This window comes from Nocardia sp. NPDC005745 (assembly GCF_040630775.1).
GTDB lineage: Bacteria > Actinomycetota > Actinomycetes > Mycobacteriales > Mycobacteriaceae > Nocardia.
In genome coordinates, this window is sequence record NZ_JBEXYF010000038.1 from 58,037 (window position 1) to 73,424 (window position 15,388).

The window sequence follows — 15,388 nt, forward strand, 5'->3', positions numbered from 1 at the left end:
AGGACAGAGAATCATGGCAAAACGAAGCAAGGCGTACCTCGCCGCGGCCGAGAAGGTCGATCGCACCCAGCTCTACTCCCCGCTGGCCGCCGCGCGCCTGGCGAAGGAGACAGCCAGCACCAAGACCGACGCGACCGTCGAGGTCGCCGTGCGTCTCGGTGTGGATCCCCGTAAGGCCGACCAGATGGTCCGCGGCACGGTCAACCTGCCGCACGGCACCGGTAAGACCGCCCGCGTCATCGTCTTCGCCGCGGGCGAGAAGGCCGCCGAGGCCGAGGCCGCGGGCGCGGATGCCGTCGGCGCCGAGGACCTGATCGAGCGGATCCAGGGCGGCTGGCTGGACTTCGACGCCGCGATCGCCACCCCGGACCAGATGGCCAAGGTCGGCCGGATCGCGCGTGTTCTCGGCCCGCGCGGCCTGATGCCGAACCCGAAGACGGGCACGGTCACCACCGACGTGACCAAGGCCGTCAACGACATCAAGGGCGGCAAGATCAACTTCCGTGTCGACAAGCAGGCCAACCTGCACTTCGTCATCGGCAAGGCGTCCTTCGACGACGCCAAGCTGGTGGAGAACTACGGCGCCGCGCTGGACGAGATCCTGCGTGCCAAGCCGTCGACCGCCAAGGGCCGCTACGTCAAGAAGGTGACGGTCTCGACGAACACCGGACCGGGCATCCCGGTGGACCCGAACCGCACCCGCAACCTCCTGGACGAGGACGCGTAAACAGCGGCTGAGCCGACCGCGACGGCGGGAACGCGTAATGCGTTCCCGCCGTCGCGCGTTTGCGGACTAATCCGCCCGGCGGCGTGGTTGGGGTTCGATGTGACCGTCGTTCTTCTGATCTCCGGCAGCACTCGCGCCGCCTCCACCAATTCCGCCGCACTCCGGACCGCCTCGGCCGTCGCCCCGGATGGCGTCGAAACCGTCTGGTACGACGGTCTCGCGGACTTGCCCGCGTTCAACCCGGACGACGACGGCACCGCTCATCCACCGGTCGTCGCGCTGCGCGAACACCTTTCGCGCGCCGACGCCGTGCTGTTGTGCACCCCCGAATACGCGGGCACCTTGCCGGGCAGCCTGAAGAACCTCCTGGACTGGACCGTCGGGACCGGTGACCTCTATCGCAAGCCGGCCGCCTGGATCACCGTGGCGGCCCCCGGGCGTGGTGACGGCGCGACCGCGACGCTGCGCAGCGTGCTCGGCTATGTCGGGGCCGAGATCGATCCTGATGTCTGCCTGCGATTGCCCGTGCTGCGCGAGGATGTCGGCCCGGACGGGCTGATCGCCGACGCCGAATTCCGGTCCGGCGCCGTGGCCGCGTTGCGCGGGCTCGCCCGGTTCGCGGAGAGCGCGACGCCGTGAGAAAAGTCACCGGCAGGTGCGGAGCGGCTGCCATCGAACGGGCGTGACGGAAAGGCGTGTCGCCGCACAACGATTCGACGGCCGGCAGGTTTCGGTCAGGCGTCCCGCCGGGGCCCGTTTTGGCAGATGGGAACCCGTCCGGGTACATTGGACATCAGTTATCGACGAGTTCGATCGCTACCCAATCCGTTCTACCGAAGACCGTTGGTCGCCGAGCCCGCATGGGTTCGGTCGAAGGTCCGGCGACATTGCCGGCGGCCCACGCAGGGAGAGCCGAGGCTGGGAATTGATCCGGGTACGTCCCGGCTCGGTTTTCTGTTGCGCCCCGGAACGCTCTGCGTTCGGGGCGTTTGTTTTGTCGCCGGCCCCTGATCGGTAGTTCGAGTACACGAACCGACCAATCAGAGAGGAGGCGAAGTATGGCAAAACCCGAGAAGGTCACCGCGGTCGAGGAGATCGCGGAGCAGTTCAAGAGCTCGACGGCCACCGTCGTCACGGAATACCGTGGCCTGTCGGTCGGCAAGCTCACCGAGCTGCGGCGCGCGCTCGGCGCCGACGCCACGTACTCCGTCGCCAAGAACACCCTGGTCAAGCGTGCCGCCGCCGAGGCGGGCGTGGAAGGCCTCGACGAACTGTTCGTCGGGCCGACCGCGATCACCTTCATCACCGGTGAGCCGGTCAACGCGGCCAAGGCCCTGAAGACCTTCGCGAAGGACAACAAGGCGCTCATCATCAAGGGCGGCTACATGGACGGCGCGCCGCTGTCCGTGTCCGAGGTCGAGCGGATCGCCGACCTGGAGACCCGTGAGGTGCTGCTGGCCAAGCTGGCCGGCGCGCTCAAGGGCAACCTCGCAAAGGCCGCCGGTCTGTTCAACGCTCCCGCCTCGCAGGTGGCCCGCTTGGCCGCCGCGCTGCAGGAGAAGAAACAGGCCGAAGAAGGCGGATCTGCCGCCGAGTAGTGCCGTGCGGCACGACTCGCCCCGCTCAGACATTCACTACCGAAAGGAAAACAACAATGGCCAACGTTGACGAACTGCTCGAGACCTTCGGCAACATGACCCTGCTCGAGCTGTCGGACTTCGTGAAGAAGTTCGAGGAGAAGTTCGAGGTCACCGCGGCTGCTCCGGTCGCCGTCGCCGCTGTCGGCGGTGCCGCCGCTCCGGCCGAGGCCGTCGAGGAGCAGGACGAGTTCGACGTCGTGCTCGAGGGTGCGGGCGACAAGAAGATCCAGGTCATCAAGGTGGTCCGCGAGATCGTCTCCGGCCTGGGCCTGAAGGAAGCCAAGGACCTGGTCGAGAGCGCCCCGAAGCCGATCCTGGAGAAGGTCGCCAAGGACGCCGCCGAGGCCGCCAAGGCGAAGCTGGAAGAGGCCGGCGCCAAGGTCTCGGTCAAGTAATTCACGACCGAACACGCCGAACGGGCGATCCCCTGCGGGGGATCGCCCGTTCGCGTTTTCCGGCAATCTCGCCGCTATCGTCGATACCGAAACTATTGCGGAGTTACTACGCAGTCAGGTTGGGGTGTGCCCGATCTGTCCCATGAGTTACAGTGACCGAACCCACTGTGACGTGACGCACCGCGATATCCGAGCGCGCGGTTCGCCGGTGGGCAGCTCGCTGAGAATTGTGGAGGTTGGCGTGGGCGTCGAGGTCAGGACCGAGAGTGTAACCAAGTCTTTCGGTTCCCAGCGAATTTGGCAGGACGTGTCTCTGACGTTGCCCTCGGGCGAGGTCAGCGCGCTGCTGGGCCCGTCGGGCACCGGTAAGTCGGTGTTCCTGAAGTCGCTGATCGGACTTCTGCGCCCCGAGCGCGGCTCGATCTACATCGACGGCACCGATATCACCACCTGCTCCAACAAGGAGCTCTACGAGATCCGCAAGCTCTTCGGCGTGCTGTTCCAGGACGGCGCGCTGTTCGGCTCGATGAATCTGTTCGACAACGTGGCCTTCCCGCTGCGCGAGCACACCAAGAAGAGCGAATCCGAGATCAAGAAGATCGTCATGGAGAAGCTGGAGCTCACCGGTCTGCTCGGGGCCGAGGGCAAGCTGCCCGGCGAGATCTCCGGCGGTATGCGCAAGCGCGCCGGGCTGGCCCGCGCCCTGGTGCTGGATCCGCAGATCATCCTCGTGGACGAGCCGGACTCGGGTCTGGACCCGGTCCGCACCTCGTACCTGAGCCAGCTGCTGATCGACATCAACGCCCAGATCGACGCCACCATCCTGATCGTCACGCACAACATCAACCTGGCGCGCACGGTGCCGGACAACATCGGCATGCTGTTCCGCCGCCAGCTGGTCATGTTCGGCCCGCGCGAGGTACTGCTCACCTCGGACGAGCCGGTGGTCAAGCAGTTCCTCAACGGCCGCATGATCGGCCCGATCGGTATGTCCGAGGAGAAGGACGAGGCGCAGATGGCGCGCGAGCAGGCGTTGGTGGACGCCGGGCACCATCACGGCGGCGCCGAGGAGGTCGAGGGCATCATCCCGCAGATGCGCGCGACCCCGGGTATGCCGGTGCGCCAGGGCGTGCTTCGCCGCAAGGAACGTGTGCGCGAAATCATGCACACGCTGCCGCATGCGGCCCAGGTCGCGATCCGCGAATCACTTGCGGAGAACGACGATACGCAGGTGATGGCGTACAACAGCGGCGACCTGGCTAATTATCAGGGCGGCTCGTACGACACCACCGTGCGACACAACACAACTAACGGGTAACATCTGCGATCGTGAATTCGACCCTGGCGCGATTGCGAACTCCCCTGGAGTCGGGGTTTGCCCAGGCCGGCAATATCTTTGCGCTGCTCATCGACGTTTTGCGGAAGACATTCCGTCGCCCCTTCGAGTGGCGGGAGTTCATCGAGCAGTCGTGGTTCATCGCGAGTGTCTCGATCCTGCCCAGCGCGCTGGTCGCGATTCCGTTCGGCGCGGTCGTGGCACTGCAGACCGGTTCGCTGATCAAACAGCTCGGCGCGGAATCGTTCACCGGCGCGACCAGCGTGCTGGCAACCGTCCAGCAGGCGGCTCCCGTCGTGACGGCCCTGATCATCGCGGGCGCGGCCGGGTCGGCGGTGGCCGCCGATCTCGGCTCGCGCACCATCCGCGAGGAGATCGACGCGATGGAAGTGCTCGGCATCGATCCGGTGCGAAAGCTGGTGGTGCCCCGCGTGCTCGGCATGATGCTGGTCGCGCTGCTGCTCAACGGCCTGGTCTCGGTGGTCGGCATCGCCGGCGGGTACTTCTTCAACGTGCTGCTGCAGGGTGGCACGCCCGGCGCCTACCTGGCGTCGTTCTCCGCGCTCGCTCAGTTGCCGGACCTGTGGATCGGCGAGATCAAGGCGGCGGTGTTCGGTCTGCTCGCCGGCGTCATCGCCGCGTACAAGGGGCTGCATCCCAAGGGGGGCCCGAAAGGAGTCGGTGACGCGGTGAACCAATCCGTGGTGATCACGTTCATGGTGCTGTTCTTCGTGAATCTCATCCTGACCCTGGTGTACCTACAGGTCGTTCCGGCCAAGGGCGCCTGACCGATGGCCACGTCGTACCGAACCCCGGTCGCCAAGTCCATGCGCCGGGTGGGTGAAATCGCTCGGATGCCGCTCAACGTGATCGATCGCGCGGGCGAGCAGATGTCGTTCTACACGCGGGCCATCGCGTGGATCCCGCGGACCGCGGTGCACTACCGCAAAGAAGTCATGCGACTGCTCGCCGAGGTCACCTTCGGCACCGGAGCGCTCGCGGTGATCGGCGGCACCATCGGCGTCATCGTGTTCATGTCCGGTTCCGTCGGTGTCGTCGTCGGTCTACAGGGCTTCAAGGCCCTCGACGCGCTCGGCAGCTCGGTGCTCACCGGCTTCCTCACCGCCTACATCAACACCCGCGAGATCGCGCCACTGGTCGCCGCGCTCGCCCTGTCCGCCACGGTCGGTTGTGGTTTCACCGCGCAGTTGGGTGCCATGCGGATCTCCGAGGAGATCGATGCGCTCGAGGTGATGGCGGTGCCGGGCGTGCCGTTCCTGGTGACCAGCCGGGTGATCGCCGGATTCCTCGCGGTGATCCCGCTCTACATCGTCGGGCTGCTCGGCACGTTCCTGGCGTCGCGGGCGATCAGCATCTGGTTCAACGGGCAATCCAGCGGGTCCTACGACCACTACTTCAGTTTGTTCCTGCCACCGGAGGACGTGCTCTATTCGTTCCTCAAGGTGCTCGTCTTCGCCTTCGTGATCATCATGGTGCACTGCTACTACGGGTTCCACGCCACCGGCGGACCCGCGGGCGTCGGCGTCGCGGTCGGCCGCGCGGTCCGCGCCGCGATCGTGCTGGTGAATGTGCTCGACTTCTTCCTCAGCCTCGCGATCTGGGGCACCACCACCACGGTGCGGGTGGCCGGATGAGCCGCACGCAGGCCTGGCGCTCGACCGCGAAGCTACGCATCCGAGTGCTGGGGATCGCCTTCTTCGTCGTGGTCGCGTTGTTCCTCTGGACCACCGTCGCGATCTACAACAAGCAGTTCGTGCGCACCGTGCACGTCGACCTGATCACCGACAGCGTGGGTAACGCGCTGACCCGCAACGCGGACGTGAAGGTGCGCGGCATCACCGTCGGCGAGGTGCGCTCGAGCAGTTCCGAGGGCGGCGAGGTGACCCTGGACCTGGCCATCAATCCGGACAAGGCGCAGCAGATCCCGGCCAACGCGACCGCGCGCCTGCTGCCCAAGACCCTGTTCGGCGAGCGCTATGTGGATCTGGTGATTCCGGAGAACCCGAGCCCCCAGCATCTGACCGATGGCCTGACGCTGCACCAGGACGTCAGCGGCAACGCCATCGAGCTGAGCAAACTGCTCGACGACCTGCTCCCGCTGCTGCAGTCCATCCCGCCGCAGGATCTGGCGGCCACCCTCGGCGCGCTGTCGCAGGCGCTGGCCGGTCAGGGCTCCGCGCTCGGCGAGACCGTGGACAAGCTGGACGACGCCTTCCGCCAGGTCAATGTGGTGCTGCCGGACCTGCAGGCGGACCTGCGCAGCTTCGCGGAGGTGGCGGCCACCTATTCCGACGCCGCCCCGCAGCTGATCCAGGCACTGGACAACCTGCGCACGACCAACGCCACCATCGTGCAGCGGCGCACCGACATCGACGTTCTCTACGCGACGCTGACGCCGACCGCGGCCACCACCACCGATTTCCTGCTCGCCAACCGCGACAACATCATCGACGTGGCCGCCGATTCCCGGCCCGCGCTGGAGCAGTTGGCCTACTACTCGCCGAACTACGCCTGCTCGCTGGCGAACTTCGCGCAGCTGAAGCCGCGCATCGACCGGATCTTCGGCAAGGGCACCGACCTGCCGGGCTCGCGGGTGACCATCGAACTCACCAACACGCGCGGCAAGTACCTGCCCAACCAGGACGAACCGCGCTGGCTGGACCCCAGGGGGCCGTGGTGCATCCCCGAGATGCCGCTGGGCGTCGACCCCGGCCAGTACACCGGCGGCCCGAACAACGACGGCTCCTACGCCGTCCCCAGTCGCAATCCAGGTGACCAGCAGATCGGAAATCTGGAACCGCCGCAGTTCGGCGTCCACCCGGCGAGCAAGATGCCGACGATCGCCGGTTCCCCCATGGAGCAGCAGTCGCTCGGCGCGATCTACGGCGCGGCCAATGGCGTCGCTCCGGATCAGGTGCCCGGCTGGGTGACCAGGGCCGGTGCGCCCGCGTTCCGCGGAAGCGAGGTGAGCGTGCGATGAAGCAGCATCTGCGCGGCCTGGGCGGCCCGCTGACCAAGCTGGTCATCTTCGTCGTGGTGACCCTGTTCGTGACGGTCATGCTCGCGCTGTCCATCGCCAACTACAGCGGCGGCGGCACCGCGTTCAAGGCCCGGTTCACCGACGTCACCGCGCTCAATCCCGGCGACGAGGTCCGCATCGCGGGCGTTCGGGTCGGCAAGGTCACCGACGTATCGATCGTGGACAAGCGCCTGGCCGAGGTGAAGTTCGAACTCAGCGACCGGGATTGGCTGCCGTCCTCGACCACCGCCACGATCAAGTACCGCAACCTGGTCGGCCAGCGCTATATCGCGCTGGAGCAGGGGACCGGCGAGCAGGGCCGCAAGCTGAACGAGGGCGGCACCATCCCGCTCGAGCACACCAGGCCGGCGCTGAACCTGACCACGCTGTTCAACGGCTTCCGGCCGCTGTTCCGCACGCTGACCGCCGACGACGTCAACAAGCTGTCGTTCGAGATCATCCAGGTCTTCCAGGGCGAGCAGGGCACCATCCACGATCTGGTGGCGACCACCGCGAACCTGACCAACAAGATCGCCGACAAGGACGCGGTGATCGGTGAGCTGACCCGCAACCTGACCGCCGTGCTGGACACCGTGAACCAGCGCGACGACCAGTTCGACCAGTTGATCGTGAACACCGAGGCGCTGATCAGCGGCCTGAACGCCGAGCGTGACACGATCGGGCGCTCGGTGACCTCACTCGCCGACCTGACCTCGGCGACGTCCGATCTGCTCGTCCCGGTGCGCCCGACGCTGCAAGGGTCGATCGCGGGCCTGAGCCAATTGACCGGCACGCTCGACGAGCGCCAGGACGAGGTGAACGAAGCGCTGTACAACCTGCCGCTGAAGATGGAGAAGCTCGGCCGCGCGGCCAGCTACGGCTCCTGGTTCCAGTTCTATCTGTGCGGCATCGACATCGTCGTCGGACCGGGCGCCGTCGACGCGCCGCAGCTCAACCTGCCCGCGGGCATGCCGACGATCAATCAGCCGCTGTACACCAACGCCGCGCCGCGCTGCCACGGGAAGGCTCGCTGATGGACGACCGCATTCTGCTCGGCAAGCGCAGCCCGGCGTTCCTGGGCGCGCTCGGCATCGCCGTCGTGCTGTTGGTGACGGTGTCGGCCTTCTTCCTGGATCGGTTGCCGATCATCGGGGCGGGGACGAAGTACACCGCGGAATTCAGCGAGGCCGCGGGCCTGAAGAAGGGCAATGAAGTCCGGGTGGCCGGCGTCAAGGTGGGCTCGGTGTCCGATGTCCGGCTCGACGGGGACCGCGTGCTCGTGGACTTCCGCACCAAGGACACCTGGATCGGCAACGAGACCACCGCGTCCATCCAGATCAAGACACTGCTCGGGCAGAAGTACCTCGCGCTCGACCCGAGGGGCTCCAAGCCGGCCACGCCGAGTTCGCGGATCCCGCTCTCGCGCACCGTCTCCCCGTACGACGTGGTTGACGCGTTCACCGACGCCGCGCGCACCATCGACCAGATCGATACCGGGCAGCTGGCCAAGAGCATGCAAGTGCTGTCGGAGGCGTTCGAGACGACACCGCCGGAGATCCGCGGGTCCATCGACGGTGTCGCCCGGTTGTCGGAGACGCTGGCCAAACGCGATCAGGAGCTGAAGAAGCTGTTCGCCGCGACCAGGCAGACCACCCAGATCCTCGCCGACCGCAACGCCGAGTTCGAGCGGCTGCTGGCCAACGGCGGCCAGCTGCTGGCCGAGCTGAACATCAGGCAGCAGTCGATCAAGCAGTTGCTGGTCGGCGCGCAGACGGTGTCGACCGAACTGAGCGCCCTCGTGCACGACAACGAGGAGCAGATCGGCCCGGCGCTGAAGAACCTGCGCGCCGCGATCGATCTGCTCAACTCCAACCAGCAGAACGTCTCCAAGACGCTGGAACTCGCGGCGCCGTTCTACAGCCTCTACGCCAACGTGCTCGGCACCGGACGCTGGTTCGACGCGGTGATCGTCAACGTGCTGCCGCCCGCCCTGCCCGACATCCCCGGCTACCGTCAGCCGATCCGCACTCTGGGAGGTAACTGACGTGGCGGACAACTGGCGTAGCGATCCGGTCGGTGCGGTGCGCGGTTCCAGCCGCGGCGCCAAGGTGGGCATCGCGCTGGTCCTCGTCCTCGCCGTGCTGGTCGCGGTGGTGCTGTGGTGGCTGTTCAACCGGCTGACCACCACCAAGATCACCGCTTACTTCGATCGCTCGGTCGGCATCTACGAGGGCTCGGACGTCCGGATCCTCGGCGTGCCGGTCGGTTCGGTGGATTCGGTGGAGCCGCAGGGCGATCAGGTCAAGATCGTGATGAGCGTGGACCGCAAGTACGACGTGCCCGCGGGCGCGCGGGCCGCGCAGATCACGCCCTCCATCGTGTCGGACCGCTACATCCAGCTCACCCCCGCCTACACCGGTGGTCCGAAGATGGCGCGCGACGCGACCATTCCGCGCGAGCGCACGGCCACGCCCGTCGAAGTGGACCAGCTGTACAAGAGCATCACCGAACTCTCCGAGGCGCTGGGGCCCAACGGCGCCAACGCCGACGGAGCGGTGAACGACCTGGTGCGCACCGGCGCGGCGAACCTGGCGGGCAACGGCGAGGCGCTGGCCAACAGCCTCACCCAGTTGTCCCGGGCGGCCCGCTACCTGTCGGACGCGCGTGGCGACATCTTCGACACGGTGAAGAACCTGCAGTCCTTCATCACCATGCTGGCCCAGAACGACCAGCAGGTGCGGCAATTCAACACGCAGCTGGCCGACCTGTCGACGTTCCTCGCCGACGAGCGGCAGGATCTCGGCGCGGCACTGAATCTGCTGTCGATCGCGCTGGGCGACGTCGCGCGCTTCGTCGACGACAACCGGGGCCTGATCGCGAGCAATGCCGAAGGGCTGATCCAGCTCACCAAGACGCTGTCCGATCAGCGCGACGACGTGGCGGCCCTGCTGCCGGTCCTGCCGTTGGCGTTGAGCAACCTGATCAACGTGCACAACGCCGAATCGGGCACCCTCGACATGCGCGCGAACTTCCCCGAAACCCAGGATCCGTTCGGCGCGGTGTGCAAGATGCTGGACCTGTCCAAACTGATGCCCGGCGATCCCAAGTTCGAGGCGCTCGGCAAGCAGATGCGGCCGATCCTGGACCACTGCAAGGAGATCACCGACCAGATCACCGCCGGGGTGCAGACTCCGACGCTGAACCTGCCGTTCGGCATCCTCAGCGGCGAGAACCAGCAGCGTGACCCGGTGCCGGGCACCGTGCCCGGCACGCCGTCGGACCGGCTTCCGCCGTCGCAGGGAGGGCAGCGATGAGCATTCGAATCCGTTTCGTCGCACGCGGTCTCGGCGCGGCGCTGGCGCTCGGCCTGTCCGCGACGCTGGTCACCTCGTGTGCCTCCGACGGCATCTACAGCGTGCCGCTGCCCGGCGGCGCCGACGTGGGCGAGCACCCGATGCACATCGACATCCAGTTCGACGACGTCCTCGATCTGGTCCCGCAGTCGGCGGTCAAGGTCGAGGGCGTGCCGGTGGGCCGGGTCGAGAAGATCAGCATCGGCAAGGATCAGTGGACCGCCACCGTGCGCGCCTTGGTCAACTCGTCGGTGAGCCTGCCGCCGAACGCGCACGCGGAGGTCCGGCAGTCGAACCTGCTCGGCGAGAAGTTCATCGAGCTGTCCCGTCCCCCGGCCGATCCGGAACCCGGCAGGCTGGCCGACGGCTCGGTGATCCCGGTCGACCGCACCCGGCACGCCACCGAGATCGAACAGGTGCTCGGCGCGCTTTCGCTGCTGCTCAACGGCGGCGGTGTCGCGCAGTTGCAGCCGATCGTCACCGAACTGAACAAGACCCTCGGCGGCCGGGAAGACCGGGTGCGCTCGCTGATCGAGCAGGCGAACACGCTGATCGGCGGCCTGAACCAGCAGGTGGACGACATCACCCGCGCGCTCGACGGCCTCGACGTGCTCAGCAGCCGGGTGAGCAGGCAGACCGATCAGATCGGCAAGATCCTCGACCAGCTGCCCCAGGGCATAAAGATCCTGGAGGAGCAGCGTCCGCAACTGGTCGCCCTGCTGGCCCAGCTGGACCGGCTCGGTCAGGCGGGCTTCGATGTGCTCAACACCTCGAAGGACGACCTGATCCGCGACCTCACCTCGCTGCGGCCGACATTGCAGGAGCTGGGGCGCGCCGCGCCGGATCTGATCACGGCGGTGCCGCTGATTCCGACCTATCCGTTCCCCGACTCGGCGCTGGAGAGCACTTTCGGCGGCAGCGTGAACACGTGGTTGTCGGTGGATCAGCAGATCGGCGTCACGCTCAGCAATCTCGGAGTCGGCAAGCCCGATCCGGTGTACATCCCGCCGGTCGGTCCGCCCGTGCCGGTGAACCCGACCAATCCGTATTACAACGGCAACGGCCCGCGTCCGGGCTGGCCCACTGTGTCGATCCTGCCGCTGCCGCCGCTGATGGCGCAGCCGCCCGCACCCGGCGCGCCCGGTCCGGTCGGGGCGATCCTCGAGCAACTCGGCGTAGGGAGTGGTCCGCGATGACCCGTCTGGTGCGGTGGCAGCTCATCGCGTTCGTGGTGATCGCGGTGCTCGGCGTCGTGTACGTCGGCGGCCGGTACATCCGGCTCGACCACATGTTCGGGCTCAACGAGTACACGGTGAAGTTGCGGGCGGCCCAGACCGGCGGCATCTACAAGGGCGCCGAGGTGACCTACCGCGGCGTCCCGGTGGGCCGGGTCGGTGAGCTGGAACTCACCGGCGAGGGCGTCGTGATGAATCTCGTCATCGACACGAGTTCGCCGAAGATCCCGGCGTCGGCGAAAGCCGTGGTGGCCAACCGGTCCGCGATCGGTGAGCAGTACGTCGACCTGCAGCCCGACTCGGACGCGGGCCCGTACCTGCGCGACAACTCCGTGATCACCTCGGCGACCCTGCCGGTGCCGGTCGAGGAGCTGTTGTCCAGCGTGGACACCTTCGCGCACTCGGTGGACCTGAACGCGCTCAACACGACGGTTCGCGAACTGGGCAAAGCGTTCGACGGCAAGGGCGACGACCTGCAAGTGCTGATCGACTCGCTGAACAAATTCACTGAGACCTTCCACGCCACCCTGCCGCAGACCGTTCAGCTGATCCGCGACGGCCGCATCGCCCTCGGCACGCAGGCCGAGCAGTCCTCGCAGATCCGCGAGTTCAGCGACGGCCTGGACAAGCTCACCGCCCAGTTGCGCTCCAGCGACCCCGACGTGCGCAGGCTCATCGGCACCGGAACCGACGCGGGCGAGCAGCTCGGCGCGCTGATCGACGAGAGCGGTGGCTCGCTGACCCAGGACCTGGCCAACCTGCGGCTGCTGCTGCAGGCGATCTCGCCGAAGTTCTACGCGATCAAGCCGTTGCTGCAGATGCTCCCGCAGTTGTCGATCGGCGGCTCTTCCACCGCGCCCGGCGACGGGACCAGCCACTTCGGCCTGGTGCTCGAGGTCAACAACCCGCCCACCTGTACCGTGGGTTACGAGGGCACGTATCGGATTCTCGAACAGATGAAGGCGCAGAACCCGGACTTCGACGACACGCGCGACGAGTTCCCCTTCAACAAAGACGCCAAATGTCTTGTGCCGTTCGGTAATCCGACCGCCGTCCGGGGTGGCGCGCGAGCCGAATACGCCGATCCGGCCATCGTCCAGCCCTGGGATTCCAACCCCAAAACCGATCCGGAAAAGCTGAACCTGACTCCGGCCGCCGTGCAGCTGTCCACCCTGCTGGGGGTCACGCCGAAGCGGTGACCAGGAGCAATGACGTTAGGGTGTCTCGCGTGAGTGACTGCAGCGAGCGAACCACGGCCATCAGGCCCTGGGGCGCGACCGAGCCGACCGACGGCGAGGCGATGTCGTGACCGCCGATCAGACCAAGCGGTCTGATTCGGCGTCGCAGGACACGCCGGACACCGCGACGACAGCGGCGGACACGTCCGCTCCCTCCGCGAAGCCGGACGCGAGTCCCTCCGCGAAGCCGGACGCGAGCGATCCGAAGTCTGCCGAGCAGACCGGCGGCGCGTCCGAGCACGTGGTCGGCCCGTCCGGGCTCGGCCGGGTGGCCTTGGTCTGCTCCGCCGTGCTGCTCGTGATCGCGTTGGCCGGCGCCGCGTGGTTCGGCGCGGGCTGGGTGCGGGCCGCACTCACCGACGGCCCGCGCGCGGACGCCCGCGACACCGCGCTGGACGCCGCCCGCCAAGCCGCGATCAACATGACCTCGATGAACCTGGACGACGTGCCCGGCTCGCTGGCGCTGGCCAGATCCTCGATGACCGGCGCGCTGCTGGACTCGGCCACGAAGAACAAGGACCAGGCGGAGAAGCTGGCCCAGCAGAGCGGGGTCGCGATGAACTCGAAGGTGCTCGGCGCCGGGCTCACCTCGCTCAACAGCGAGGAGGACAAGGCATCGGCGCTGGTCGTGCTGCAGGTCACCGAGAACGGTAAGGACAAGCCCGCCGCCGACTACCGCTACACCTGGACCGTCGACGTGACCAAGGACGGCGACGTCTGGAAGGCCGAGCAGATCTCCTCGCTCGGCCAGCCGGTGTTGCTGAGCGGCGGCCCCGCCGCGCCGACGTCCGCACCGGCGGGCGAGCAGTCGCCTGCCGCGCCGAAGCCGGGATCGTAGGAGGACACCCATGACGTCTCGCCGACCGGTCAACCGGGTCACCTCCAAGCGCAGGCCCGCCACCGAAACGGCGCGCGCCGCGTCCGCGCGGCCCGCAGCGGCCCGCAAACCGCGCGTGGCGGGCGTTTCCCGTACCACCGCGGAACAGGACACCCTCCGCGCCGAACAGCGGTCTGTGGCCGCGCCCGGTTCGTCGCGGTGGCGCACCATCGCGTCGCGTGGGAAAGGCCGTCCGCGGCGGCGGCCTGCCGGGCGTGCGCGCTGGGGCGTCAGCGCGGCCACGCTGATCGCCGCGGTCCTGCTGGGTGGTTTCGCATGGCTCGCCGCGCAACAGCCCGGGGTGAACACGTCGAATCAGGCGTATGTGGACAACGAGGCCACCCAGGAAGTGCGGGCGGCCGCCGACAACGCGCTGCGGACCGTCTACGCCTACGACGTGAAGAACATCGACGGGTACCGGGACACCGCGAAACAGGTGCTCACCGGAAAGATGCTCGCTGATCTGGACAAGTACGCCGACACCACCATCTCGGCCGTCAAACAGGCGCAGACCAGTGCCGACGCGAAAGCCGACCCGATTGCTGTGACGTTGCTCACGGATGATCGCGCGGAGCTGATCGTCAACTTGGTGGTGAGCGCCACCAAGGACGGCGTGGCGCAGCAGAGCGTCGCCGGACCCGTGGTCCTGCACATGCAGAAGGTGGACGGACGCTGGCTGGCCAGCGATATCGTCGACCAGTAACGGCTACCGCGGCGGCCGGGATGACGCAGCGCGGCAGGCGATCTCGACGGCGCCCGGACCGGGCCTGCCACTTGACGAGTTTCGCCCGAACCGTCACGCTATTCACAACAGCGGCAGCTGTCACAGTGGCTTCCAGCGCACCGCGGCTCACGACGCAGCCAGCGAATTCGGCCCGGCGCGCCAGCCATGCGGACGATCACACGGGTGGTACTTTGACACCCCCGTGTACTTGGGTGTAGGTTTGGACGTTGCGCTGGCTGCCTCCTGTCCATACCTCGAATCGCACTCGTGAGTTCACCCTTCCGGTGTTACTTCCGTTGGTGCCTGTTTCGAGTTTCGTTCGGGTAGTAACCAGCGGAATTCGTAGCAGACAAGCGACGGTCGCGGACCACCACGCGACGCGCGTGAGGTGCTGGAAGGACGCATCTTGGCAGTCTCCACCCAGACCAAGGCAGTTGCCGGAATCCCCGGAGCCCCGTTGCGGGTGTCTTTCGCGAAGATCCGTGAACCCTTGGAGGTGCCCGGACTTCTCGATCTACAAACGGAATCGTTCGCCTGGTTGATCGGTTCGCCGGATTGGCGCGAACGCGCGGCCGCTCGCGGCGACGTCGGCCTAGTCGGTGGCCTCGAGGAGGTTCTCGAGGAACTCTCGCCGATCGAGGACTTCTCCGGCTCCATGTCGCTGTCGTTCTCCGACCCGCGCTTCGAAGAGGTCAAGGCCTCGATCGATGAGTGCAAAGACAAGGACATGACGTATGCGGCTCCGCTGTTCGTGACGGCGGAGTTCATCAACAACAACACCGGTGAGATCAAGAGCCAGACGGTCTTCATGGGTGATTTCCCG

At 67.1% G+C, this 15,388-nt stretch carries 15 protein-coding genes and 1 pseudogene; all 16 read left to right on the forward strand.

Annotated elements, in window-relative coordinates; genetic code table 11:
- Positions 1 to 13 precede the first annotated feature (13 nt).
- Entirely contained in the window at positions 14 to 727 is a 714-nt protein-coding gene (gene rplA, locus ABZ420_RS30200) for a 50S ribosomal protein L1 (RefSeq protein ID WP_040870317.1), read from the forward strand.
- 99 nt (positions 728 to 826) lie between these two features.
- Positions 827 to 1,366, forward strand: a complete 540-nt coding sequence (locus ABZ420_RS30205; RefSeq protein ID WP_357129759.1) for an NADPH-dependent FMN reductase — start codon at positions 827 to 829, stop codon at positions 1,364 to 1,366.
- Between the two features lie 419 nt (positions 1,367 to 1,785).
- Positions 1,786 to 2,325: a 50S ribosomal protein L10 gene (gene rplJ, locus ABZ420_RS30210; RefSeq protein ID WP_040870314.1), complete on the forward strand. Its 540-nt coding sequence runs from the start codon at positions 1,786 to 1,788 to the stop codon at positions 2,323 to 2,325.
- 56 nt (positions 2,326 to 2,381) lie between these two features.
- Positions 2,382 to 2,762 carry a 50S ribosomal protein L7/L12 gene (gene rplL / locus ABZ420_RS30215; protein WP_039802004.1) on the forward strand — a complete coding sequence of 127 codons (381 nt, stop codon included), beginning with the start codon at positions 2,382 to 2,384 and terminating at the stop codon, positions 2,760 to 2,762.
- 241 nt (positions 2,763 to 3,003) lie between these two features.
- On the forward strand, positions 3,004 to 4,080 hold the full coding sequence (locus tag ABZ420_RS30220) for an ATP-binding cassette domain-containing protein (protein ID WP_040870444.1): 1,077 nt from the start codon (positions 3,004 to 3,006) through the stop codon (positions 4,078 to 4,080).
- An 11-nt stretch (positions 4,081 to 4,091) separates the two neighbouring features.
- Complete coding sequence (locus ABZ420_RS30225) at positions 4,092 to 4,886, forward strand: ABC transporter permease (protein WP_051175592.1); 795 nt, start codon at positions 4,092 to 4,094, stop codon at positions 4,884 to 4,886.
- 3 nt (positions 4,887 to 4,889) lie between these two features.
- Positions 4,890 to 5,753 carry an ABC transporter permease gene (locus ABZ420_RS30230; protein ID WP_040870310.1) on the forward strand — a complete coding sequence of 288 codons (864 nt, stop codon included), beginning with the start codon at positions 4,890 to 4,892 and terminating at the stop codon, positions 5,751 to 5,753.
- Positions 5,750 to 7,099 carry an MCE family protein gene (locus ABZ420_RS30235; protein WP_357129764.1) on the forward strand — a complete coding sequence of 450 codons (1,350 nt, stop codon included), beginning with the start codon at positions 5,750 to 5,752 and terminating at the stop codon, positions 7,097 to 7,099. Before ABZ420_RS30230 ends, ABZ420_RS30235 begins: the two co-directional genes overlap by 4 nt.
- On the forward strand, positions 7,096 to 8,172 hold the full coding sequence (locus ABZ420_RS30240; protein WP_357034405.1) for an MCE family protein: 1,077 nt from the start codon (positions 7,096 to 7,098) through the stop codon (positions 8,170 to 8,172). The genes ABZ420_RS30235 and ABZ420_RS30240 overlap by 4 nt, the downstream gene beginning before the upstream one ends.
- The gene (locus ABZ420_RS30245; RefSeq protein WP_357129767.1) at positions 8,172 to 9,182 is read left to right on the forward strand and encodes an MCE family protein; all 1,011 of its coding nucleotides are present in this window, start codon (positions 8,172 to 8,174) and stop codon (positions 9,180 to 9,182) included. Before ABZ420_RS30240 ends, ABZ420_RS30245 begins: the two co-directional genes overlap by 1 nt.
- A 37-nt stretch (positions 9,183 to 9,219) precedes the next feature.
- A complete protein-coding gene (locus tag ABZ420_RS30250; protein WP_357129796.1) occupies positions 9,220 to 10,452 on the forward strand; it encodes an MCE family protein in 1,233 nt (410 codons plus the stop codon).
- A complete protein-coding gene (locus tag ABZ420_RS30255) occupies positions 10,449 to 11,687 on the forward strand; it encodes an MCE family protein (RefSeq protein ID WP_357129770.1) in 1,239 nt (412 codons plus the stop codon). The genes ABZ420_RS30250 and ABZ420_RS30255 overlap by 4 nt, the downstream gene beginning before the upstream one ends.
- Positions 11,684 to 12,925, forward strand: coding sequence for an MlaD family protein (locus ABZ420_RS30260; RefSeq protein WP_357129773.1), 1,242 nt, complete (start codon positions 11,684 to 11,686; stop codon positions 12,923 to 12,925). Before ABZ420_RS30255 ends, ABZ420_RS30260 begins: the two co-directional genes overlap by 4 nt.
- A 106-nt stretch (positions 12,926 to 13,031) precedes the next feature.
- Positions 13,032 to 13,802, forward strand: coding sequence for a hypothetical protein (locus tag ABZ420_RS30265; RefSeq protein WP_357129776.1), 771 nt, complete (start codon positions 13,032 to 13,034; stop codon positions 13,800 to 13,802).
- A gap of 10 nt (positions 13,803 to 13,812) precedes the next feature.
- Entirely contained in the window at positions 13,813 to 14,544 is a 732-nt protein-coding gene (locus ABZ420_RS30270; protein WP_357129779.1) for a hypothetical protein, read from the forward strand.
- 409 nt (positions 14,545 to 14,953) lie between these two features.
- Positions 14,954 to 15,388 (forward strand): annotated as a pseudogene (locus tag ABZ420_RS30275) (DNA-directed RNA polymerase subunit beta); the annotation flags it as partial.